Source organism: Paenibacillus sp. JJ-100 (genome assembly GCF_948329825.1).
Lineage (GTDB): Bacteria > Bacillota > Bacilli > Paenibacillales > Paenibacillaceae > Paenibacillus.
Genome location: NZ_CAOJCM010000002.1, coordinates 683,747 through 707,525 on the forward strand (window position 1 = coordinate 683,747; position 23,779 = coordinate 707,525).

Annotated in this window: 20 protein-coding genes; 3 read left to right on the top strand and 17 right to left on the bottom strand. The window is 47.0% G+C overall.

The window, feature by feature from the left end:
• Window positions 1-21 precede the first annotated feature (21 nt).
• Both PQG66_RS09810 and PQG66_RS09815 read right to left on the bottom strand, forming a co-directional pair.
• Entirely contained in the window at window positions 22-1,233 is a 1,212-nt protein-coding gene (locus PQG66_RS09810; protein ID WP_272037506.1) for a HEAT repeat domain-containing protein, read from the bottom strand.
• Window positions 1,234-1,333: 100 nt separating this feature from the next.
• A complete protein-coding gene (locus tag PQG66_RS09815) occupies window positions 1,334-3,559 on the bottom strand; it encodes a hypothetical protein (RefSeq protein WP_272037507.1) in 2,226 nt (741 codons plus the stop codon).
• 873 nt (window positions 3,560-4,432) lie between these two features.
• Between PQG66_RS09815 and PQG66_RS09820 the strand changes: the two genes are divergently transcribed.
• Together PQG66_RS09820 and PQG66_RS09825 are read left to right on the top strand one after the other, a co-directional pair.
• Window positions 4,433-5,677, top strand: coding sequence for a DNA polymerase IV (locus PQG66_RS09820; protein ID WP_272037508.1), 1,245 nt, complete (start codon window positions 4,433-4,435; stop codon window positions 5,675-5,677).
• Window positions 5,674-6,027 (top strand): YolD-like family protein, encoded by a 354-nt coding sequence (locus tag PQG66_RS09825; protein ID WP_272037509.1) that lies wholly within the window; start codon window positions 5,674-5,676, stop codon window positions 6,025-6,027. Before PQG66_RS09820 ends, PQG66_RS09825 begins: the two co-directional genes overlap by 4 nt.
• A gap of 328 nt (window positions 6,028-6,355) precedes the next feature.
• On the opposite strand, the gene glsA is transcribed toward PQG66_RS09825, so the two are convergent.
• The 8 genes from glsA to PQG66_RS09865 form a co-directional block, all read right to left on the bottom strand.
• Window positions 6,356-7,297, bottom strand: coding sequence for a glutaminase A (glsA, locus tag PQG66_RS09830; protein WP_272037510.1), 942 nt, complete (start codon window positions 7,295-7,297; stop codon window positions 6,356-6,358).
• A 375-nt stretch (window positions 7,298-7,672) separates the two neighbouring features.
• Window positions 7,673-8,920, bottom strand: a complete 1,248-nt coding sequence (locus tag PQG66_RS09835) for an L-lactate MFS transporter (protein ID WP_272038128.1) — start codon at window positions 8,918-8,920, stop codon at window positions 7,673-7,675.
• Between the two features lie 215 nt (window positions 8,921-9,135).
• On the bottom strand, window positions 9,136-10,044 hold the full coding sequence (locus tag PQG66_RS09840; RefSeq protein WP_272037511.1) for a LytR/AlgR family response regulator transcription factor: 909 nt from the start codon (window positions 10,042-10,044) through the stop codon (window positions 9,136-9,138).
• Window positions 10,045-10,062: 18 nt separating this feature from the next.
• Window positions 10,063-11,706 (bottom strand): sensor histidine kinase, encoded by a 1,644-nt coding sequence (locus PQG66_RS09845; protein WP_272038129.1) that lies wholly within the window; start codon window positions 11,704-11,706, stop codon window positions 10,063-10,065.
• Between the two features lie 509 nt (window positions 11,707-12,215).
• Window positions 12,216-12,503 (bottom strand): stage VI sporulation protein F, encoded by a 288-nt coding sequence (locus tag PQG66_RS09850; protein WP_272037512.1) that lies wholly within the window; start codon window positions 12,501-12,503, stop codon window positions 12,216-12,218.
• 178 nt (window positions 12,504-12,681) lie between these two features.
• Window positions 12,682-14,727, bottom strand: coding sequence for an ATP-dependent DNA helicase RecG (gene recG / locus PQG66_RS09855; RefSeq protein ID WP_272037513.1), 2,046 nt, complete (start codon window positions 14,725-14,727; stop codon window positions 12,682-12,684).
• 10 nt (window positions 14,728-14,737) lie between these two features.
• Entirely contained in the window at window positions 14,738-15,601 is an 864-nt protein-coding gene (locus PQG66_RS09860) for a DegV family protein (protein WP_272037514.1), read from the bottom strand.
• 37 nt (window positions 15,602-15,638) lie between these two features.
• On the bottom strand, window positions 15,639-17,441 hold the full coding sequence (locus PQG66_RS09865) for a DAK2 domain-containing protein (RefSeq protein ID WP_272037515.1): 1,803 nt from the start codon (window positions 17,439-17,441) through the stop codon (window positions 15,639-15,641).
• A gap of 638 nt (window positions 17,442-18,079) precedes the next feature.
• Between PQG66_RS09865 and rpmB the strand changes: the two genes are divergently transcribed.
• The gene (gene rpmB, locus PQG66_RS09870) at window positions 18,080-18,268 is read left to right on the top strand and encodes a 50S ribosomal protein L28 (protein WP_024631107.1); all 189 of its coding nucleotides are present in this window, start codon (window positions 18,080-18,082) and stop codon (window positions 18,266-18,268) included.
• A gap of 68 nt (window positions 18,269-18,336) precedes the next feature.
• Here rpmB and PQG66_RS09875 read toward each other — a convergent pair whose 3' ends face one another.
• The 7 genes from PQG66_RS09875 to PQG66_RS09905 form a co-directional block, all read right to left on the bottom strand.
• Window positions 18,337-18,495 (bottom strand): hypothetical protein, encoded by a 159-nt coding sequence (locus PQG66_RS09875; protein WP_272037516.1) that lies wholly within the window; start codon window positions 18,493-18,495, stop codon window positions 18,337-18,339.
• 151 nt (window positions 18,496-18,646) lie between these two features.
• Window positions 18,647-18,727 (bottom strand): stage V sporulation protein SpoVM, encoded by an 81-nt coding sequence (spoVM, locus tag PQG66_RS09880; protein ID WP_019424875.1) that lies wholly within the window; start codon window positions 18,725-18,727, stop codon window positions 18,647-18,649.
• 156 nt (window positions 18,728-18,883) lie between these two features.
• A complete protein-coding gene (locus PQG66_RS09885) occupies window positions 18,884-19,141 on the bottom strand; it encodes a hypothetical protein (protein WP_272037517.1) in 258 nt (85 codons plus the stop codon).
• Between the two features lie 4 nt (window positions 19,142-19,145).
• The gene (rpe, locus tag PQG66_RS09890; RefSeq protein WP_272037518.1) at window positions 19,146-19,805 is read right to left on the bottom strand and encodes a ribulose-phosphate 3-epimerase; all 660 of its coding nucleotides are present in this window, start codon (window positions 19,803-19,805) and stop codon (window positions 19,146-19,148) included.
• Between the two features lies 1 nt (window position 19,806).
• Window positions 19,807-20,724, bottom strand: a complete 918-nt coding sequence (rsgA, locus tag PQG66_RS09895) for a ribosome small subunit-dependent GTPase A (RefSeq protein ID WP_272038130.1) — start codon at window positions 20,722-20,724, stop codon at window positions 19,807-19,809.
• A 61-nt stretch (window positions 20,725-20,785) separates the two neighbouring features.
• Entirely contained in the window at window positions 20,786-23,002 is a 2,217-nt protein-coding gene (gene pknB / locus PQG66_RS09900; protein WP_272037519.1) for a Stk1 family PASTA domain-containing Ser/Thr kinase, read from the bottom strand.
• Window positions 22,999-23,775, bottom strand: coding sequence for a Stp1/IreP family PP2C-type Ser/Thr phosphatase (locus PQG66_RS09905; protein WP_272037520.1), 777 nt, complete (start codon window positions 23,773-23,775; stop codon window positions 22,999-23,001). Before PQG66_RS09905 ends, pknB begins: the two co-directional genes overlap by 4 nt.
• Between the last annotated feature and the right edge of the window lie 4 nt (window positions 23,776-23,779).

The window sequence follows — 23,779 nt, forward strand, 5'->3', positions numbered from 1 at the left end:
CCGTAGATGAGCAATAAATCTCTAAGCAGTGTAATCCCCTCCTACTGTTGCAACGCCTGCACGTTTCTTGGCTGGTCGGTTTTCACCGCGCACCGGACCAAAGTAACGTTCGTATAGCAATCTTTTTTTGTTATGTGCGATCATCTGCTCGACCGCCTTATGGTCAGATCCCGATTGCTGCATGGTGCTCTCAATCTGCTGCATGGCAATCTCGCGCTCTGCACCTGTTCCTTGCACGGCTACCTGACACAATGCTTCGAAACCTGGTTCGCCGAGCTTGCTCAGGCTTTCTGCACTGTTATAACGCACTCTCCAGTCTTCATCACGAAGTGCCTTGCGCAGCAGCGGAATGCTTCCTGAGGCATGTTTCGAGCCAAGCGCTTGTACCACTTCAGCACGCACTTCCGGGTCCGGGTCTTGAATCAGCTTCAGAATCGTCTCATCCTTAAGTGCCGGATTAGCACTGAGGTACAGCTTTACTGCCTCAGCACGGACATCCTGATGCTCTGCTCCAACGAGTCTGTGGAGTGCTGGCATCACTTCAGGCACCGCTTGTCCCCACATCGCCACAAGTCCTACTTTGACAAAATCAGGGTTGCTGTCCTCCAGCAATTCGATCAGTACACGACTTGTATCCAAGTTCGCTTCCAATAAAATATCAGCCGCCAGATGGTGAATCGATTTTCCTTTGGTTAAAAGTAATGCAAGCATCTCTTTCAACTCATTATGACGTGTCGTACACCTCGCAATGGAACGCCCGATCATGATGGCCATCGGTCCTGGCTTCTCATCCTTGAGTAGTTCCATCAAACCGGGAACTGCTTCAGGACACCGCATGCCTCCGAGACGATAAGCTGCTTCGATCTGACGTCCATAGCGTAGACGGCCCAGCTCTTTCAGATCATGCTCAACAAATCCCGCCTCACGACACAATTCAATCAGCTTGTCACGATACTCTCCCTTGAACTGGTCGATCCATTCAATTAGCTTGTCCTGAATAACTCGGCGCTCTAGTGGAGCCAGTTTGCCAGGCGGCAGTTTAAGCGAGCTGTTCTCCGTTAATGCGGTTTGCAAATACGTGAAATAGTCCCGTTGTTTTATTTCATACATAGCGGTTTTGCGTTGTTTGCCATTGTGGGACATTTTCATGGCAAACAGAACGATGACGCCCACAATCACAAGTGCGATGCAGATCATCAAAAACCAATAGGCCAAAGCCAAACTCTGGAACATGTGAAAAAGTCCTCCTTTATGCTCGCTTATGATGTTCTATGCTGTTCAATCCAGTGAGGATTGCCTAATGTATCTGATCTTGATGTTATTTAATTACTATTTAATTGATCTGAAAACTAGGCATTTTTTCATAAGTCTGCTTCATCTTTTCATAGCTCAGCTTCAGTCGTTCACTATACTTGACCTGCTCCCAAGGCTGCCAACTGTAGACAGGCAGTGTCTTCAGATCCAATGTTGTTTGTTCGCCACCAGGCCAGAATACCTGCTTCGTAGAGCGGTTCGTCAGCCACGGAACAAGTGTAATACCCTCAACCGTAGTTGTCCCAAACTCACGTCCACCTTCTAGCGGCCCATACTTGATCGCTTGCAAAGAGCTTGGATCACCGAAACCGAGCAGCATCCACGGGATTCGCATCTCCACCTGATTGCCGTTATAATTCCAGGCTGTTAACGAATCGCTGTCTGCCTGACCAGGAGCTGTCGTGCCCCGCTTTAACGTGCCGACATTCTCAGCCATGAATGGATGTGCCGAACGTGTATCCGGCGGGGTCATCTTCAGACTGACTGCCAGCTCCCACGGATGGAACGGATCGGTTGAATTGAGTTGCTCTTCTGGAATCATGTTATATCCATCTTTGCCATACAAACGCTGGTTGAAATCATAATCTTTGGCAATCTGTACCTCAGACTCGTTATCTTTTCCTAGTGTGATGACTGTTTCCAAACCCTCACTCAGCGTCTTACCTGGCATCATGTTACTTGGTTGACTACCTCCGGCAAGTGTATCTGTTCCAATGCGAAGCAACGTCTGCTCGGGGTCAAATGGTTGATCCAATGTCAGCCCTACATATAGATAGGCTTCATCGTGAGTGATTTTCATCTCCCGGATACCCTGTACCTGACCTTGCCAAGTCGTGACTTCTTCTGCCTTCAGCTTCTCCCAGTCATCCAGCTTGCCATCTATAGTCAACAGCTCCTGTTTGCCCGGGTCCATCGCCAGCAGACCAAACATTTTCTCATTGGTCAGCACATTCAGCCAGTACGGCCGGCGGTCTGCCGGAATTTCCAGCGGCATCGTGTTCCAGGTTTTTTTGAACCACTCATCCTGCCACATGAACAGAATGGCTCCTGCGTATCCTTCATCATAAATATCCTGTGTGAGGGACGCATCAATATCTCCCTGCTGCACCTCATTATGTCCGCCCTGATTTCGGCCACCCATCCCCAGATGCGAGATCCCGAGGGAGGACGGTACGCCATACTCTGTAATCATTACAGGCATATCGGAAAACTCGGCTTTTAGTTTGTTCAGGTAGCTTTTATAGGTGTTATACTCCCCGTTCTCATCCTTAATGGTCTGTAGAGTCTTATCTGTGTGGAATAGATCGGGATAATACGGATACACGTGATAAGCAGCAAAATAGCCTCCATCCCACGCTTCCGGCAAAATATGCCTTGCATCCACACTGACGAGATCCTCTTCATACAGGGGCTCACCCGGATGATCCAGCACATCGGTTGTGACCCAGTTAGTGAACGTCATAGGATGTTCCCATCCATACTTCTTCTCTTGGACGGCTGTATAATCTAACAGCTCTGCCAGCCAGTTTTCAAATGGTGATGCATCTGCACTCCCAGAGAAATGCACACCTTTGTACTGAGGCACATCCGCATGCACCTTGTTGGTATTATCTACCATCGCTGGATCCCACTCTGTACCTACATGCCAAGCCATCAAGTATTTCCCTGCATTGGCTCTGTATTTACCGCTGGATTCCCCGCTCTTGGCAGGAATATCTGCGTCCCCATACACGGCAGATACGGCTTTTGCAATCTCCTGCTTGAATCTCTGTTCAATATGATCGGCATAGGCGTCCTGCTTCTCGATTAATTCCTCCTCAGGAGACCATATACCCTGTATAAAATATAACGGCTCCTCCCGGCCTCGATTATAATCGACTAATGCGGAGTAAAAAATGGGCTGATGAACCGTATAGATTCGGATTACATTAGCACCGAGATCCTGAATCTGCTCGAACCACCGCAGGTAATCCTCCTCGGTGAGCGGAAATTCTCCCGGATAGTGCCCAGGTGAAGTTGCGCCTAGGTTCACACCTTTGACGAACATTTCCTCCCATGTTCCATCTGGCCCGTAATGCATGAATCGATCTCCGTCAGTCTTGAATTTCATCTCTGTGCCATTCTCGGCTGTATACGTAACAAGCTTTGGCTGCATGTAATGCCATCCAGCAAGTATTCCGCCAGTCACCACGAGGGCTCCTGTCAAAGCTGTCAGTAACCAGCGTCTTCTTCTTTTTCTGCTCATGACTTCTGATTGCTCACCTCTCTAATATGCATCCTGCTGCTTTATGGATCAGGTTCATGCGTTGGAATGATACCCGTGCAGGAAACATACGATCATTCCGCTTCGGATGTCCGCTTGGTAGAGATGTCAGCGGTGTAGTTCTCACTATAGCGCTAAGCTTCTGCCTTGTAACTAGGCTGATGGAAGCAAACATGATATGGAACGTTCTGCCCATAGTCGGCCAGTTGTTTCCATTCGCCAGCACACCAAAGCGGTTGTTCCATCTGCGGTCTTTACTATCCCCATCACCTGCTGAAAAGCACAGATGAATGCACTGCTCCCCTGCACATCTTCCCCTAATATTGTTATGTGCAACGCGGATGCAGGCAACTTTCCCCCGATTAAATATATACCCATTAAACGCAATAATTTTTTTAAAGTTGCGCTTTTTTTACAGTATTAACCATAAGTATTACAAAATTGATACTATAGTCCGATAACGCATTACTGAAAATCCGCGTCAGATCAATGTTTTCTGAAATATGCTGAAAATGAAAAAGGACGTCAGTCCCCCTATATAGGACCCTGTCGTTTCATCTTTCTTTTACAAAAGCCAAAATGAACTGTCAGTCATCACCCTGAGGTCATGGATATTTCGCAATAAATGTAAAAAGGTATAACTTATTTCCTATTTATTCGCTCTAATTCGGTTATCGTGTAATTTGTGTCCAATTTGCAAAATAATTCCGGTTGCCGCATTTTAAATTGTCCTATATGCTTATAAAAAGAGAACACTTGTTCCATACTGTAAATAAACTGTAAATGAAATTTGAATTATTGAAGGATCAGATGTGATCTGCTAAGCCCCGAATTACGGATAAGGAGAGAAGAATTATGCCCCGCCAAGACAGACGTGTCATCATGCTGGCAGACTGCCAGTCATTCTATGCCAGTGTGGAGAAGTCTGCACATCCCGAGTACCAGGATCGTCCTCTCGTTGTAGCGGGTGATCCAGCACGACGTTCGGGCATTATTCTGGCAGCCTGTCCGCTCGCCAAGTCCTACGGGATTACAACCGCCGAGCGGCTAGGGGAGGCTCTCGCCAAGTGTCCTGATGTCGTGGTGATTCGCCCCAGAATGGCCGAATATATTCGCGTGTCCCTTCATATTACACGTATCCTTCAATCCTATACCGATTTGGTAGAACCCTACAGTATCGACGAGCAATTCCTCGATGTCACCGGAAGTCTGGATCTGTTCGGCAGTCCCGAGACGATTGCACGCAGGATTCAGTCCCGTGTCATGGATGAGACAGGTGTCTATATTCGGATCGGCATCAGCGATACCAAGGTTGTTAGTAAAATGGCCTGTGACCTGTATGCCAAAAAAGTACCAGAAGGCATCTACACACTTCCCCGCAATGATATGCCCACCACGATTTGGAAGAAACCCGTACGGGATATGTTCATGGTTGGTTCACGCATGGCGCAACATCTCTACAAGATGGGTATTCATACGATTGGTGATCTAGCCAACACACCGCTGTCGCGGTTGAAGGAACGCTGGGGAATTAATGGTGAAGTGTTATGGCGTATCGCCCGCGGTATAGATGACTCTCCCGTAAAACCCGGAACATATACCCACCAGCAGCAAGGGATCGGACATCAGATGACGCTGCCACGGGATTATGAGACATGGAAAGAGATCAAAGTTGTACTACTGGAACTGGCTGAGCTGGTCAGCCGCCGTGCCCGGGACAAATCCCTTATGGGGCATGTCGTCTCCGTCGGATGCCGCGGACAGGATTACGACCGACCAACCGGATTCTCCCGCCAGATGAAGGTGAATGAACCGACCAACATTACGGATGAGGTATATGATGCAGCCGCAGCGTTATTCCTGCGCCATTGGGACGGATTACCTATTCGCCGCATCAGTGTATCATTGACCGGACTTATACCGGATTCGGAAGTGCAGTTGTCTTGGTTTGACGACCGTGAACGCAAAAGAGAATTGGAACGAGCTACCGATGATATCAAACGAAAATTCGGAGACACCGCTATTATGCGTGCATCCTCTCTATGCGCGTCGGCACAAGCCCAAGATCGTTCTCACAAAATTGGAGGTCACTATAAATGAGTAAAAAATTGCAGCAAAACGGACTCTTCGAGTCCTCACGTATGATGCTTCCCGAACATCGGGAGGCTTATATTCTTCATCAAGAGCAACTCGCTCCTCGCACGCGTCCTTCCCTGGATGCCCAGGCTGCTGAAGAAATGTCCCGACTGCTGAGCAACTCCATGGTGCTCGGTGACCGCATTACCATTACGTTGTTCCACGAGTATGAGGACATTTCTTATACGGGGCGCGTACTCAAGCTGGATCGCCCAGCCCGTACGCTTAGATTGCTAACCAATGACGGGTCTCGAAATATTCAGATGAATCTCATTACAGGTGTAACCCCTGCTGGAGAATGGATGGATGAGTGAAAATGTGAGTACTGTAGCCAAATGAGCATTTCTTCACATGCTAATGTTGTGGGAACTCCATGATACATGCAGCAGCTTCGAATTATACAGGACTGAATCCCTACTATATTCTATGGAAACAAAAAAGCAGCCGATCAAGTGATGTCCGTGCCCCGCCTCGTTCGAAAGAAGCAAAATGCTCGTAATCTGATTCATCAACTGCTTATGAGGGTAAATGTTATGTTTGCTCTATTCAAGTCTAAGCTCCAAGAAGTAATGCAACCATAAACAGAGGACAGAACAATCTGAAAATACCAGCCTTCTCCTAAAAACTTTCTGGAAAGCTGTTTTAGAAGAAACTCCAGTCAAACTCTTTGGAAAGACGCTCCAGCAGATGAACACCAGCCATGCTATTACCTTTGCGATTCAACGCGGGGCCAACCACACCGATTCCAAATTGTCCTGGAACCAACGTCAAAATACCACCGGAGACACCGCTCTTAGCAGGCAAACCGACCTCGATGGCGAATTCGCCAGAAGCATTGTACATGCCGCAGGTCGTCATAAAGGTTTTAGCAATCTGCACATAACGGCGGGGAATGAGTTCAACCTCGGTAATTGGATCGGTTCCATCGTAAGCGAGAACAAGCGCCATACGAGCCAGGTCAGCACAAGTCACTTCAATAGAGCAATGGCGGAAATAGACAGCAAGAACATCTTCGACATCATCTTTAATCACACCGTTATGTTTCAAAAAGTAAGCGAGGGAGCGGTTCAGGTGACCACATTCCGATTCGGAGTGAAATACTTCCTCGTTATAACCTAACTGGTCATTGTGAGCCAGTTTGCGGAAAAATTCGAGTATCCGGCGTGACTTCTCTTCCTTACTGTCACCGCCAATAAGAGAGGATACGGTTATGGCACCCGCATTAATGAAAGGATTAAACGGAATACCCGGTTCAACCAGTTCCAGCTTGATCATGGAGTCATAATCATCGCCGGTGGGTTCTTTTCCTACATTAAAGAAGACTGCTTCTTCCCCATGATCCATCAAGGCTAGAATTAAGGTGAACACTTTAGAGACACTTTGCATCGTAAAAGGCACACCGCAGTCTCCTGCAGACACATGGTTTCCTTCAGCGTCCATAATATGTATGCCCAGCTCATCCTGCGATGCTTTGACCAGCTCTGGAATATAGGATGCTACCTTCCCCTGTCCAGTATGTAATCGGCTAGTCTCGAGCCATTCCGGCAACAGGGCACTTAGTCGTTCCATCGTTGAATCACTCATATGTCATTTCCTCCACTTTTATCTATAGGAGCGACATGTACGAGATATCCGCTCTGACATACAGTACGGGGCTAAACTCATACAAGATGCCTTACATACAGCTCCATAGCTATTCTTTGTATTGCTCTTTAGCTCTAGTCATTACACCTGCAGACGTTAATTATCGTACCATGTCATCAAAGTGTAGTGTGACTCTAATTCACCTAGAGTATAACAGAAGCAGCCGGTCCAATGCACATATCGCGGTATGCAAACATAGCCATAAGTGACTACTTACAACAAAGAAGCCCTCTTGCCAGCTAGCCAGTTATAAAAGAGAGAAAAAGCGGCCTCATCAGAGACCGCTTGTCTGTTATGTGGAATTGGTTCTGCGATTCAACTCGCCCGGGATGACGGGTTAAGCTGCATTTGTTTTTCCTGAGAAGATCGTGCTCGCGGGTTTGCACCCGGAGGTGTGATGATCAGGGCCATCAACAGCGATACTGCACAGAGCACCGCAATGACGATAAAGGTAAGATGGAAGCCACCCAGTAGAGCGCTGATGAATGAACCTGCCAGAGCACCTAATCCAAACCCTTGGTAGATAACGCCATAGTTCTTGCTTTGATTTTTCAAACCGAAATAATCAGCTACAATCGCTGGGAATACGGTAATGTTACCACCGAAACAGAAGGCAATTGCTGCTACACAAGCGAAGAAGATTGCAAAGTTCAGCGGCACCAGACTCAGTGTCATAATCGCCAGGGCTGTAACCAACAGTGCTCCGGCGATGACTTTCATCCGTCCCACTTTGTCCGACAAAGCTCCTAGAATAATGCGACCTGCCGTGTTAAAAATAGCAACCATCGCAACCGCATTCGCTGCCGTTGCTACGTTAAGACCTGCGAGCTGCACGCCAATGTCTTTGACAATGCCGATCAGATACAGACCACTCATACATGCTGTGAAGAAAATGCCGAATAACATATACGCTTCTTTCGTGCGAAGCATTTCTTTTACCGTATACTCATGGCGAACTTCTGCCGTTTTCTCCCCAATTCCCTCTTTAGCACGGGCCGGAGACGGTTCATGAACTACCGCTTCACGGATCAGGAATGATCCCGCGACGACCAGTACGAGAACGATCATGCCCCAGTACATAAATGCCTGCGCTGGACCAACCGCTCCAATCAGCGCGGAGTTCACGTATTTGAATAATAGGCTACCGGTACCGAAGGCACCCACCGAAATACCAGAGATCAGACCTTTACGTTCTGGGAACCATTTGATCAGGTTGGACAAGGATGTAATATATGCCGTACCGTCTGCAAAACCGACCACAAAACCAGCTAGCAGATACAGCAGCGTTAACGAGTTAACCTGAGAACTCAGGACAAGCCCCAGTCCCAGCACAATACCAGCTATGCGAATCAAACGCGGGAGACCCCAGCGATCCTGCAACCGACCTGCAAACAACGTAGCTATAGCCAATGCAAAACTTGTAATTGAAAAAGTGATTGCAACCGAGCTGATGTCCCATCCGAAACGGTCAGACAGCGGCTGATTAAATAAACTCCAGGTATAGATGGTGCCAAGCCCCATTTGTACAATAATTGTACCCAATACAATAAGCCAGCGGTTCATTTTTATAGTTGATGTCGTTGTAGAATTAGATGCTGATGAAGCGGTAGAATGAGATGTTCTCATCGTAATCTCCCCTTTACCGATGTCTGTATCATGTTGAACATTCTTGCACCGTGCAAGGGTACTTGAATGCGTTCACAAGACAATCATACATGAAAGGGGATTCATTGAATCGTTTACAGCATGAGTTGCGTCAAATGCGGAATGAAATGCCGTTATATACGCATGAGCTGCCTGAATTCTTTAACTTTGCCGCGACTGACTGGCACTTCCGCTTCAAGATCACGCAGACGAAGGAGATACGTATTGTTGAACCAAGGTACAATCTCACGAATTTGAGCTAGGTTAACGAGATAAGAACGATGACAACGGAAGAATGTTTCCTGGGGCAATCGGCTGTAAAAATCCGAAATGCTGAGCGGCATCGTGAACTCTCCGTTCTTGGTATACACCTTGGTTACCTTCTCCTGAGCCTCTGCATAATAGATGTCTGCCGTATCCGTAACAATGATATTGTCGTTGCGTAGCAGATTGATCCGGTTTCCCGTCAGGTTGTCTGAATGGGGAAGAGAATGAGCAGATACAGCTCGCTGATTCACTTCTTGTTGCTTCTGCTGTGGGTTGGAACGAACCTGGGTTTGTCCTGAACTATTCCCTTGTTTAACTCCGGATCCATGTTTCGATTCATGCCCTTCCCTACGCCCATAGTCCTGCTCCTCCCCAAATGATCCACCATATGAGTTCTCACCTTGCTCGTGATCCCGTTTGAAGGTCAGCTCCAATTTGTGCAGCATAGCTGCTATCCGTTTCTCGTCATAGGGCTTCAGAATATAATCAAAAGCTTCCAGTTCAAATGCTTCAGCAGCATGTTCTTTATATGCAGTCGTAAATACAATGTAGGGTTTGCGTGCAAACTTGCCGATATGATGCGCTAGCATCATGCCATCCAGCGAAGGGATGTTAATATCGAGAAAAATGACGTCTACTTCCTGCTCCTGCAAAAATTTGAGGACATCCAGACCATCTTCCAGACACGCTACAACTTCAATCTGGCTATGCTCCTGAATCAGGTAACTCAGTTCCTCACTTGCTGGAATCTCATCTTCTACAATTAATGCTCTCATTGCTTGTTCATCACCTTGTTATGACATCTCCTTCGGTACATCGAATACTATCTCGGTTCCTTGCTCTAACCTTTTGATCGTTAGACCTTTTCCATAGATCAACTTCACACGCCGATGCACATTGTACATTCCAATCTGATTACCAGGCATACGGTCATGGTGGACTTTCTCAATAATATCCGCGCTAATGCCTGCACCGGTGTCACTGACGCTGATACGCACAAAATCTGGATGATCTTGTACACGAATCCGGACGGTTCCAGGCCCCTTGGACTTCAATATGCCATGAATAATCGCGTTTTCCACCAGCGGTTGAATGACCAGGCTTGGGATATGCACCGCCACCTCATCAATTTCGTAGATGACCGTGAGTCTGCTGCCAAAGCGCGCTTTTTCTATCTCCACATAATTACGAACTTGTTCCAACTCTTTATGAATATCGATTAACTCGTCTGACAGTTCCAGATTGTAACGCATGTAACCTGAGAGGTTAACAATCAGCTCCCGCGCACGATCCGGTTTGGTTCGTATAGATGAAGCGATAGCATTCAGCGCATTAAACAGAAAATGAGGATGAATCGTTGTCTGCAATGCCCGCAGCTCCGCTTTGTTCGCCGCAGCCTTAATCTCCTCTACGCGTGATACCTCCATCTGGGTGGAGATAATCTGGGAGAGTCCTACAGCCATCGTTTGCAGAGGATATGTGATTTTGTAGGCTTTGCGATAATATATTTTAAGTGCGCCTGTCACATCGCCCCGTTCTTTAAGCGGTATAATCAGCAACGAATGGATATCCGGGGTTTTCTCATCCGTAACATCATTACTAATCATAATTTCCCCGCTGGATATGGTCCTCTTCGTCATCTCACTAATAATTTCATTGCCTATATGATATCTTTCCTCACCAAAACCAACATAGGCCAAAACATTCCGTGTATCGGTAATCGCCACTGCATCAGCTTGAATATCCTCTTGAATGATTTTGCATATTTTATGGAGTGAATCCTCATCAATCGAACGAAAATAAGGCAATGTTTTGTTAGCAATCTCCAAGGCCAGTTTGGCCTGACGACCTGCAATTAACTCTTTTTCCCCCTCCACACTCTGTACTAAAAGTACGATCAGACCAATATTCACCTCACCCAGAATCATGGGCAGTGCGATCTTGGAGACAATATCTGCCCCGAGCGGATCGGGATAAGAATACAGCAGGATTAGCAACATTGTAAGTGCTTCGATAATCATGCCTGCACCGATACCGATCATCCAGCGTTTCGATTTGGGCGTGTATTTGTGGATGTACCCCGATACCAGACCTGCAAGAATACTTGTGATGAGACACGGAATGGCAGTAATGCCGTCCACATCAATTACATAGCGATGCACTCCCGACACCAGTCCCGTAATAATGCCAACCGGTGCCCCGAACAATATTCCACCCGACAGAATCGCTATAATCCTCACATTGACTAACGAGCCTTCAACGTTGATGCCTGTGTATGTACCAAAGATGGCGAATGCACAGAATAACAAGGTCAGAGCAGCATACTCCTGCCATCTTAATTTTCCCTTCTGCAAAATCTGCTTGAAGCGCGGCACCCGCGATAGAAAAAACAAAAAAATAATGAGTAGCGCTGCCCGCTCAAACAGCCCTAGCAGCATCGTAAACATGTCCAATCTCACTCCCTTCATAACTATCTGAACAATAACCGAGCCAGGCAACCGTCGCCTGTGCATTTCGCACTGCAACATGATGTGGCACTACTTCGTATGCAACAGTTTACCGTTCCCCTTGATGGAAAGCAAAGGATATCCTGTTTTGATCTATATCTAGCCTTGATTGAAGCTTCTGAAGGTATTGTGAAATTGATTCATTTAAGAATCGAAAAAAGGCATTCCATCAGGTCACACATGACTGATGAAACACCCTTCTCCATTACTATCCCACTTAAATGTAATGCGGCCTTTCAAAAAAGCTCAGTTTACACAAAACAACGGAGAGGACAGAAATACTAAAGAAGTGGAGCGTTCGCCTTTATCACCTGATTTTACCCTCAAAGAGAGTAGTTCAAAAAAATCCGGGGATATCAGCGCTCGGAAGGGTATTCTGTCCTTGGAGTGCCAACGTGTAAACACCCCGTCTTTTTTGAAGTAACACCATCACATTCAACTTACCTAAACATCCCCCACAGCTTGATCAAGTGGAACGTATTGTTTGGATCAATCTTCTGAGCGATGACAAAGGCAACAAACTGCTCTTCCTGCGCAGGTGAGAAATTCTCATTCATCACGACCGCTGAAGATCTAATCAACCTGCGAACCTTAGCCTTATCCTGCAGATCCGTCTTCGTCACACCTTCGATCAACTTTTTAATGCGCTCTTTGACCGCAGGATTTTTCATCTTAAGCTTGATCCGCTCCACCAGCTGCGGACTGATTCCATATTGTTGATAACCCAAAACGTACAGCACCTCCCAAGAAATTGAACTCACTTCTTATTCATATGATGGGAGGGCTTGGTCACTTGTCACTTTTTACAAAACAGGCCTTAAAACACACACAGCACTTCCAGATATCTACTCGGTTCAGGCATTAACACCAACCTTGAGGCTGTACCTTCTAACTAACGCGTGCAGATTAATCAATCAGATCGCCCTTGAATACCTGTTCTTGTTGGAGAAAATCACGTAGTGGCGTATAGTCAACAGATGTCCAGAACGAAGCATCCGCAATCAGTGCGGAGACATCATCCCGAGCCTGCTCCAGTACAGCGAAATCTGCCACCATATCAGCCAGACGGAATTCGGGCAATCCACTCTGCTTCGTGCCAAAGAAATCCCCTGGTCCCCGCAGATCCAAATCTCGCCGAGACACCTCGAATCCATCCTCAGTTTCGGTCATGACCTTCATCCGTTCCTGGCCAACCTCTGTCTTGGGATCAGCGATCAGCACACAATACGACGCATGTGCACCCCGACCGACACGCCCCCGAAGCTGATGCAACTGGGACAAGCCAAAGCGGTCTGCGTCCATAATCACCATCAGTGTGGCGTTCGGTACATCGACGCCGACTTCTACCACCGTGGTGGATACTAGCAACTGAATATCATTATTATAGAAATCACGCATCATTTCTTCTTTTTCGGCAGCCGTCATACGCCCATGCAGCAGTCCCACTTTATATTTCGGGAAATTCTGTTGCATCTGCACATGCAGGTCAATCGCATTTTGCACATCGAGCTTCTCTGATTCTTCGATCAGTGGGCAGATCAGATAAGCCTGACGACCTTGGTCTACTTCTCTGGAGATAAAACCAAGTACTCGCTCCATCATGTCATGTTTCACCCAATACGTGGAGATCGGTATCCGTCCCTTCGGCCGCTCCGATATGGTCGATACCTCTATATCCCCAAAAGCCGTAATCGCAAGCGTCCGTGGAATAGGTGTAGCGGTCATCGTTAGTACATCGGGGTTATACCCTTTTCGTCTCAAAACGCTGCGCTGATTCACACCGAAGCGATGCTGCTCGTCCGTAACCACAAGGCCCAGCTCCCGGAAGAAGACATCCTCCTGGATCAGGGCGTGTGTACCCACAACAATATCGAGCATCCCCATCTGCAATGAGGCGATTAGATCCTTGCGCTTGCGGCCGTTCACACTGCCCGTTAAGAGGCCCACCGTTACGCCAAAAGGCTCGAACAGCTTCTGCAAGGAACGCATATGCTGCTCTGCCAAAATCTCCGTCGGCACCATTAGCGCCCCCTGGAAACCCGAGCGCACTGTCGTATAGAGTGCGATGGCTGCAATCACCGTTTTACCTGATCCTACATCCCCTTGCAGTAGCCGATTCATCGCATAGGGTGAACGCATATCATGTAATATTTCAAGCTCAACCTTCTTCTGCGCGTCGGTAAGCTCGAATGGCAGACTCCGCACAAACTCTCGAATCGTCGTATTATCCGTAGTATGTACCATACCATCCATCCGATTGCGATTAAGTGCACGATACGCCTGCATCTTAAGCTGGAACAAAAATAACTCCTCATAGACCATCCGCTGTCTGGCTCGCTGGCCTTCCTGATTATCCTGCGGACGATGAATACCAGCAATTGCTTGCTTACGTGGCATCAGATTATACTTTTTGATCAATGCTTGTGGCAAAATCTCCGGGATCATATCACCGTACTGCATTAATCCCTGATTAATCGTCTTGCGCATCCATTGCTGTGTTAATTTACCCGTGACAGAATAGACAGGTTGCAGTGTGCCTGAACGTCCATCTCCTTTATCCGGAAATTCCGAGTCAGACACCGTAAGCTGCATACGTTTTTGCTCCCATTTACCTGTAAGCACAATTTCCCGGTTAGGCGTAAGCTGGTCTTTGAGGAAATGGCGATTAAACCACGTTGCCGTAATCATCCACTCTTCCGTCATAATCTTACAGGTCAGACGTGACTTTTTGCCGTAACGCTGCAATACTGGGACACCCATAACCTGACCTTGGACTGTTATTTTGTCTCCGTCCTTTACCTCACTAAGTGAGCGCAAACGATAATCTTCATAACGGAACGGATAGTATTCCAGCAAGTCTTTCACACTAGAGATGCCAAAGGCGTGAAGCTCTCCCTCTTTGAGAGCACTCACGCCGTTAATTTGTTTCACGGATATTTCTTCCAAATTCATGTTCAATCCCTCATTCCGGAACAGGCCACATAAATATTGCTATAACACCGGGCCCCACATGACTTCCAATGACAGCCCCGATATTGGTGTAGATCACTTCATTTAATGTAAAATGACCCTTTAACTGCTCGGCACAAGCCTCTGCTGACGCTAGATCTGCGGTATGACCTACCGCTAGATTCACCCGTTTGCCAGCCAGATCCTTCTGGAACAGTTCAACAATACGTGCCATTGCTTTTTTATGACCTCTGACTTTCTCTACTGCATAAATTATGCCTTCTTCATCGATAGACAGGATCGGTTTAATGTTAAGCAACGTTCCCAAAATCGCCGAAGCCTTACCGATCCGCCCGCCTTTCTGTAAATATTCCAGCGAATCCACCAGAAAAAACAGTTTGCGAGAATTCTGCATTGCCTCAACAGCAACGGCAATTTCAACTGCGGACTTGCCTTGTTCGGCAAGCTCCGCAGCATGCACCACCATTAACCCATACCCGTACGAAGCCGACTTTGAATCAATAACGGTAATATCCGAGTCACGTTCCAACAGGGACTTACCAAGCATAGCAGATTGATAAGTACCGCTCATACCAGAAGATAGGTGTATGGATATAATAGATCTGTCTGGCTCTTCTTCCAGCAATGACTGATACACATTCATGAAATCAGTAGGAGAAGGCTGTGATGTGGTAGGCAACACAGCGCTCTGCCTTAACTTGTCGTAAAACTGCTCTGAGGTCAGATCTATACCATCGGCATACGTTTCTTCCCCGAACAGCAGACGCAAGGGAACGACATGTATGCCATATTTTCGAATGATATCCTCGGGAATATCGGCAGTACTGTCCGTTACAATCGCAACCTTGTGACTCACGAGCTCTCCTCCTTTTGGCTAAAATTCTATCAGTACATTAGGACTCGACAGCGAACAGATAGTAATAAACGGGTTGTCCTCCCCGATGTACCTCGATCTCAGCATCAGGATATTGCTCCTCCAACCAAGCGCTAAGTGCGGCGGTAACCTCCTCGTCAGCCTCTTCCCCTTCAAGGATCGTCACGACTTCATCGCCGCTCTGCATCATCTGTCCAAGTAGTCCTTCGCAGGCACGAAGTATACTCTCGTCAGTCGCAACAATTTTGGAATTATGGATACCGATATAATGACCCGCTTTGATATCGAGCTCATCATATTGTGTGTCCCGAACGGCATGAGTGACTTGTCCTGACTGCACACGGCTGATCGCCTCCAGCATCTGATCACGGTTTGTTTCCGCTGACTCATCCTCTTGGAAGGCAAACGCAGCAGCCATCCCCTGTGGAATTGTTTTACTTGGAATAACCGTAATGCGACGTTCATCCTCCAACAATTCCCGAGCTTGTTCAGCAGCCAGTACAATATTGGAGTTATTCGGTAAAATAAAGATTTGATCCGCGGCAATCGAACGAACGGCTTTTACAAAGTCCTCTGTGCTTGGATTCATCGTCTGTCCACCAGACATGACTACATCTACACCCAGACTTTTAAATATTTCCGCGATACCATCACCAGAAGATACCGCGATAAAACCGTATGGAGCCATTTCATCTGCCGGGAGCACCGCTTCTTCAGGTGCGCTTGTCTTCTCCTGCGGAATCTCAGCAAAAAGGTCCGGTGAAGCCGCAACATCCATTCCGGCACTCAGCAGATCGCGGTGCTGTTCACGCATGTTAAGAATATGAATCTGTGTAATCTCGCCGTACTTCAGAGCCAGATTCAATACATCGCCAGGTGTCTTGGAGTGCACATGCACTTTGATCACCTCATCGTCTCCGATGATGATGATAGAATCTCCATTTACTGACAACGCTTTCCGGAATACCTCTTCATCAAAAGCTGTACCTGCGTTCTCTCCAAGCTCGCGATTGATAAAGAACTCCATATCATAAAGGAATTCAATATCCTCCGTTTCCAATCTTGCTTGAGCTGACAAAGGCATCTCAGGAGCAAGCAATTGTGTCGGTTTCGTTGCAGCCGATTCTGGCTGTACAGACGGCTTCACAGGTGCGACTACGGATGGAGCGATCTCTCCTTGGAGTGAAGTACGTGAAGCGCCATCCCCTTTAAGCAATACTTCCATAAAGCCTTCGTAAATATATACAAGCCCCTGACCACCCGAGTCCACCACACCGACCTGTTTTAATACAGGTAGCATGTCTGGAGTCATCGCCAGTGCTTCTTTTGCTTTTAACAAAACCTCATTCATTAATTCAGTAATATCATTGGTCCGTCTTGCATAGTAGCTGGCATGCTTCGCAGCTTCCTTCGCTACAGTAAGAATCGTTCCCTCTACAGGTTTAACAACGGCTTTATATGCTGCGTCAACACCATTTTGCAGAGCTGCTGCGAACTGAATTGTGTTCAATTCTTCAAAAGGAGCTGCTGAACGACTGAAACCACGGAACAATTGGGATAAAATAACCCCCGAGTTTCCGCGTGCGCCCATAAGCAAGCCTTTGGATAAAATACCTGCAGCTTCTCCGATCGATGCAGAACTTTTTCTTTTGATTTCTGCCACACCAGCAGTCATCGTCAAATTCATATTTGTTCCCGTGTCGCCATCCGGCACAGGGAAAACATTAAGGGAATTGACATGTTCTGCGTGCTGACCTAGTTGTTCCGCTCCGGCAATAACCATTGCGGTGAAATCTGTTCCATTTAAAGAACGTATACTCAAGTGAGAATTCCCCTTCCTAGCTTGATACACGAACACCTTGCACCAAGAATCATTTTGGTCTGTTCATGCGCTAACGCGGCTGCGTTATTCTTCGTCCATACCCTTGTCCGGCACAGGCATACAATACAACATGTCAGCCGGATTAACGGTCTGGGCGGCCGGGCTACCAATATCCTGCATGCTCTGCAACCCATAATTCGGGCATAGAATTATGCACCGGTATTAGAAGCCGACATGAATGCCGCATGGAGAATGATGCCAATGATGGAATGCCGCATCTCACAGCGTTGCCAAAAAAGCAAACCTCCAACCTATATCATACGGTTTTTTCTCCGGCTTCACTCGGCAACAGCCTGTTCATGGCTGTACTATGGACTAAACAACATTGTACTATATTAGACAAGAGAAATAAATAAAGTTTTTGGATCAGTTGACGAAGCTTTTTTGATTATGATATTATATTTAAGTATTGTTTTATGCAGGTTAAGTAATGGAAATGATCCGGCCAAGCCGGCTTGAACAACACCATTCGCTACTGAAACCTGATTCTCTGGATCAGGAAAGAACAATTGAGTCCTTATGGAATGACGTTCGTCTCTCCGAAGGCACTGGTTATTTTAGGATAGGAGGTGTAATCTATGTCTCGCAAATGTTATGTGACAGGTAAGAAACCGGGCACCGGTAACCACGTATCCCACGCTAACAACCGTAACCGTCGTTCTTGGGGCGTAAACGTTCAGAAGGTCCGTATTCTCGTGAACGGCAAACCAAAACGTGTATACGTAAGCACCCGTGCACTGAAAGCCGGTAAAGTGACTCGCGTATAATCACGCAAAGCTACTATAAATCGGATAAGCAAAAAGCACCTTGTATCTTGCAGGTGCTTTTTTGGTATTCAAAAAAGCACAACTTTACGACTAACTTGAAGCTTCAATTCTCTACATAACTCTAGCTGCACACAGGAATAGCCGCCGCATGGCACCTTTTGCAGATCCGGTTTTCCAGATAAGCCTTTAAGCCAAAACGGCGGTATTCGCCTAAATGTGCTGCTCATTGAGACATAAGTCTTACAACTTCCATCCATCCTCTGAGTTTTAGAGCACCTATGAAGTTGTTGATACTCTAGTTGCTGTAGATGCCATTGAGTGGTCTGAAACTGAACATCTTTGAGCGTCATATCCTTTTTAGCAATCTTGTAGACGAGATTAGTTCTTCTGAAACGTATTCAGGATCGCCTTCACAAACCCTCCCAAAAACTTCGGCAGTTTGAATGTGTAAAATTTCATACTTTACCCTCCCCATCATGCTCATGCATCCGCCGTATCCTATGCTTCAGGCCTTTTTCACCTAAACACGACAAAAAAGGCTACATGAGAAACCTGCTCATGTAACCATATTTATGCGGAACTTGTTGTCCCTATTCCACAATGACAAGCCCGAGATCAGCCTATTTGCGTTTGGGGAAGATACTGATAGACAGCGATCATGAAAACACTCATGAGATAATACAGTATGCTGAATATGACAAAAGTAATCCGAAGTCCCTTCCGGTCGAACTTACGAAAATACATAATAACCACCCCAACCCCGATTAAAGACGTGAGTGCGTTGAATGGAGCCTGAAGAACCGCGAACAGCGCAAGCACCAGGCCGGTGACAAGACTTCCTGCCATTGTCCACAGCGTCTCTTTGAGGGTCATAAATTTAGCCCTCGTAGCTTCTGCGAATCTCGGTAATCGCAGCAGCACGGTCTTCCCTTCCAAATACGGCGCTACCAGCCACCAGCACATCAGCCCCTGCTTCCACGACTAATGGAGCTGTATCCGCAGCAATTCCGCCGTCTACCTCGATATGGACGTCATGGCGTCCTCTTTCGTTCAACCACGTACGAATTTGCTTGATTTTGTTCATTGTACCTGAGATAAAAGCTTGTCCACCGAAACCTGGATTAACAGTCATGACTAGAACCATATCTACATCATCCAGCACTTCTTGAATGGCACTAGCAGGAGTGCCTGGATTGAGGGCCACCCCTGCCATAACTCCTTGCTCTTTAATCAAGTGAATGACCCGGTGAAGATGTATACACGCCTCCGCATGAACAGTAATTACTGCTGCACCCGCTTTAGCGAACTCCTCCACGTATCTTTCCGGATTCTCGATCATCAGATGAACATCAAGAGGCAGTGTCGTATGAGGTGCAATGGCCTTAACAATAGCAGGACCTAGTGTAATGTTAGGCACGAAGTGACCGTCCATTACGTCAACATGAATCCAATCTCCGCCTGCAGCTTGTGCTTCCGCAACTTCAGCACCTAGCTTGGCAAAGTCAGCTGATAATATAGATGGGGCTATTTTAATCATGTTAATACCTCCGCTTCTTATCTTTCATTTCAGCCAGGAATTGCTCATAGTGATGATACCGGCTTTCAGAGATCAAACCTTCATCTTTGGCCGCGAGTACCCGGCAACCTGGTTCATGCGTATGCGTACAACCACGGAACTTGCACTGATCAGCAAATTGAGCAAACTCCCGGAAACAAGTGGATAATTCCTCTACACCAATCTCCAAAAAGTCCAGTTGACTGAATCCAGGAGTATCTGCAACGAACCCGCCATTGTCCAGAGGTATAAGTTCCACGTGCCTGGTTGTGTGTTTCCCTCGTCCTAAACGCATGCTGATGGCACTTGTCTCCAGCGTCAATCCTGGCATCAGTGCGTTTAGCATAGAAGACTTGCCCACACCCGACTGACCAGAGAACACACTAATTTTGCCTGCAAGGCGTTCCTTGAGTAACTCACTACCTTCTCCAGTTCGTGAACTGGTCGAAATGACCTCATATCCAATCCGCTCGTAGAGTGCCTTCACTTCAGCAACAATATGTCGATCTTCTGCATCTGGATCAATGAGATCTTGTTTCGTCAGCACAATAAGAGCATCCAGTCCAGCTTGCTCAATATGCACGAGAAACTTATCGAGCAGATTCAGATTCATATCTGGCTCTTTGACTGAAAACACCAGAACAGCCAAGCTGACATTCGCCACAGGTGGGCGAATTAATTCAGTCTCACGCTTGTGAATCTGGTCTACCGTTCCTTCGCCATTCTCCGTTAACATATAGGTTACACGGTCGCCAACGAGTGGAGAAGTTCCTTTTTTACGAAAAATCCCTCTGGCCCTGCACTGAACGGCGGAACCTTCAACCGAAGGAACTCCGTTGTCCTCCACTGGCATAACATAGTAGTAACCACTTAATGCTTTAACGATGATACCTTCTGGCACAGCTCCGTCGCCCTCCTTTAAGATCAGTTGCATTCACTCCCTATGTCAGCATGAGCCGTCCTTATGGACGGCCCGATGCGTTGATAACTCCTTTTTTCTTATCCTCCTTATGCTTGCCTGGACCTTTGTCTGTCTTCATGGCCGATGTGTCGCCTTCCTCATCGTCCTCTTCTCCATCAGCTGGTGTGGACTCCGGCTCGCCTTCACCACCAGGATCGACATTGCCATTGTCACCATTGCCCGGTTCAGGGTTATTCGCAGGCGGAGCTTGTGTATCCTGTTCAGGGTCAATCGAAGGCACGTTCACCGTACCATTCTTCGCTTCACTGTAAGATACCACGTACGTATCCAAAAATTTCCCATCACGGTAAACGGATACCGCACCATTTTCATTCGGAGCCAGCACAAGAGGAATCGTCAACGTCTGAGCTGAATTGATCGTGCGAGTGCCCCACTCCTGATTCTTGCCACGTGCATCCTCATAAGTAATACGAATTTTACTGTTTTTGTTCGCTTCTTTTGGAGATACATTGATGTTGAAAGGATACTGCAGCGCTTCAGGTGGATAGCCTGTGCTAATAAAAATCGTAATTTTGTCGCCAGGACTAACTTCCGCTCCCGCTTCAACAGGCCATTGCTGGGTCACTTTGCCCTCATCGACAGTATAACTGGATTCCTCCTGCACCTGTCCGAGCACAAGTCCCTTCTCTTTCAGCATCTGCTCTGCTTCACTGCGCGTATGATTTTTCAAATCAGGCATCTTCACCGTTTCAGTTCCCTTACTTACGGTTAACTCAATTTCAACCGTTTCGGGATCAAACTCTTCATTCACACCAGGCGTCTGTGAAATGACTGAACCTGATGGAATTTCGTTAGAAAATTCTTCTTTCCGCTTGATCTGATCTTCCTTAAGCCCAAGTGCAGTCAGTTTTTTGACCGCATCAGCATAAGGATCACTTTTAACATCAATCATTTTCACCATGGTTTTTTCTGCACCAACACTCAGTTGCACTTCAGAACCTTTTTTGACCACATCGCCTTCATCCCTACTCTGGTCAAAAACAATACCAGGTTCAACATTTTCCATATATTCTCGGATGACTTCGTTGCTTACAACTAAGCCTGCTTCCTCTAGCATTTGGCGTGCTTTTTCTTCAGTCTGGTTAACCACGTTAGGAACTTTCACCTCTGGCACAACAAGCATGCCTCTGACATACCAGACCACCGCAACCATAGCAATAAGGAGTAGAATCGTCATCGAAATGATCAAAGTGGGCTTTTTCCATTTCTTCGTTTTCGATTTACCTTCGTCCGCAGCCGTAACCCCAACATCCGTATCCATTACGGGCAATGTTCCTGTCGACATTACTCCACGCGGCTCTGGCTTGATCGCTGGCATGACGCGTGTCTGATCTATGTCATCCTCATCCGGAAAATCAACCTTTGATTCATTTCGTCTTTCTGGCAACAAGCATGTTTCCAGATCGTTTTGCATCTCCTTGGCCGACTGATAGCGTTCTTGCGGGTTTTTACGCATCGATTTCAGGATGACATTCTCCACACTTTGTGGAATCAATGGATTGAATTTACGTGGTTCATCAAACTCTTCTTGCAAATGTTTCAAAGCAACACTGATAGGACTCTCTCCCAGAAACGGAAGCTGCCCAGTGAGCATCTGATAAAGTACAATACCTAATGAATATAAGTCCGACTTCTCTCCCGTTACGATACCTTTGGCATGTTCCGGTGAAAAATAATGCACTGAACCAACTACAGAGCCTGTTTGTGTGATCGTTGTAGAGGTCACCGCACGGGCAATTCCAAAATCGGTTACTTTGACACGGCCGTTGCGGCCAATTAATATATTATGCGGTTTGATGTCCCGGTGAATAATCTGATTATGATGTGCATGATCCAGTGCGTCTGCAATCTGTGAAGCAATTCGTACCGCCTCATCAACCTGCAAAGGTGCACGTTCTTTAATGATTTCATTCAGGTTCTTGCCTTCAACGTACTCCATTACAATATAATGAACGTCATCTTCCTGACCCACATCATAAATGCTGACGACGTTAGGATGAGATAGTGATGCAGCCGATTGTGCTTCCCTGCGGAAACGACGAATAAACTCTTCATCATGCACAAACTGTTGTCTGAGCACTTTGATGGCTACATTACGGTTCAAGAGCAGATCCTGGGCTTTGTATACGAGAGCCATGCCGCCACCGCCAACACGCTCAATAACTTCATAGCGTCCGCCTAGCTGGTGCCCGATCATGACTCACACCCCTCTTCCATGTCCACGGAGTCGACCCGCTGAGGTTCAAACAAGGCTACCGTGATATTGTCATCCCCTCCGGCAAGCAACGCCAGTTGTAGCAGCCGGTCCGCGCGATCCTCCAGTGAAAGTTCAAGATTTCCTGCAACCTGAATAATCTGCTCATTACTGACCAGGTTACTGAGTCCGTCACTGCACAGAAGCAGCACTTCGCCTTCTTTCAATTTTACTGTATCCATATCTACCTTCACCTCAGCATCTGTGCCGAGCGCACGGGTAAGCACGTTACGGCGTGGATGATGAGACACATCCTCTTTGCTAATCTGACCATTTTTGTACAATTCATTCACCAGTGTATGATCTTCGGTCAGCTGGAATACTTCTTTGCCCGCAATTTTGTAGGCACGGCTGTCCCCGATGTGTCCAATCACACCTTCTGCATCATTTAATAAGGCTGCGACCACAGTCGTGCCCATATTGTGATACTTGTCATCTGTAGACGCTGTACGGAATATGACTTCATTTGCATGAAGAATCGCATCACTTAGAGCAGCTGACAGGGATGCATGGGACAAGCCTGGCTCAAGTGCTGCCAGATCCTGCACCAGCGTTTCGACCGCAAGACGACTTGCCGTATCACCGGCAAGATGTCCGCCCATCCCGTCTGCAACGATTCCCAAGATATATCCTGTATCAAGATTCCGTATCCAAGCTGAATCTTCATTCACCGAACGTACTCGTCCGATATGACTCACATGAACTGTTTTGATCAAAACA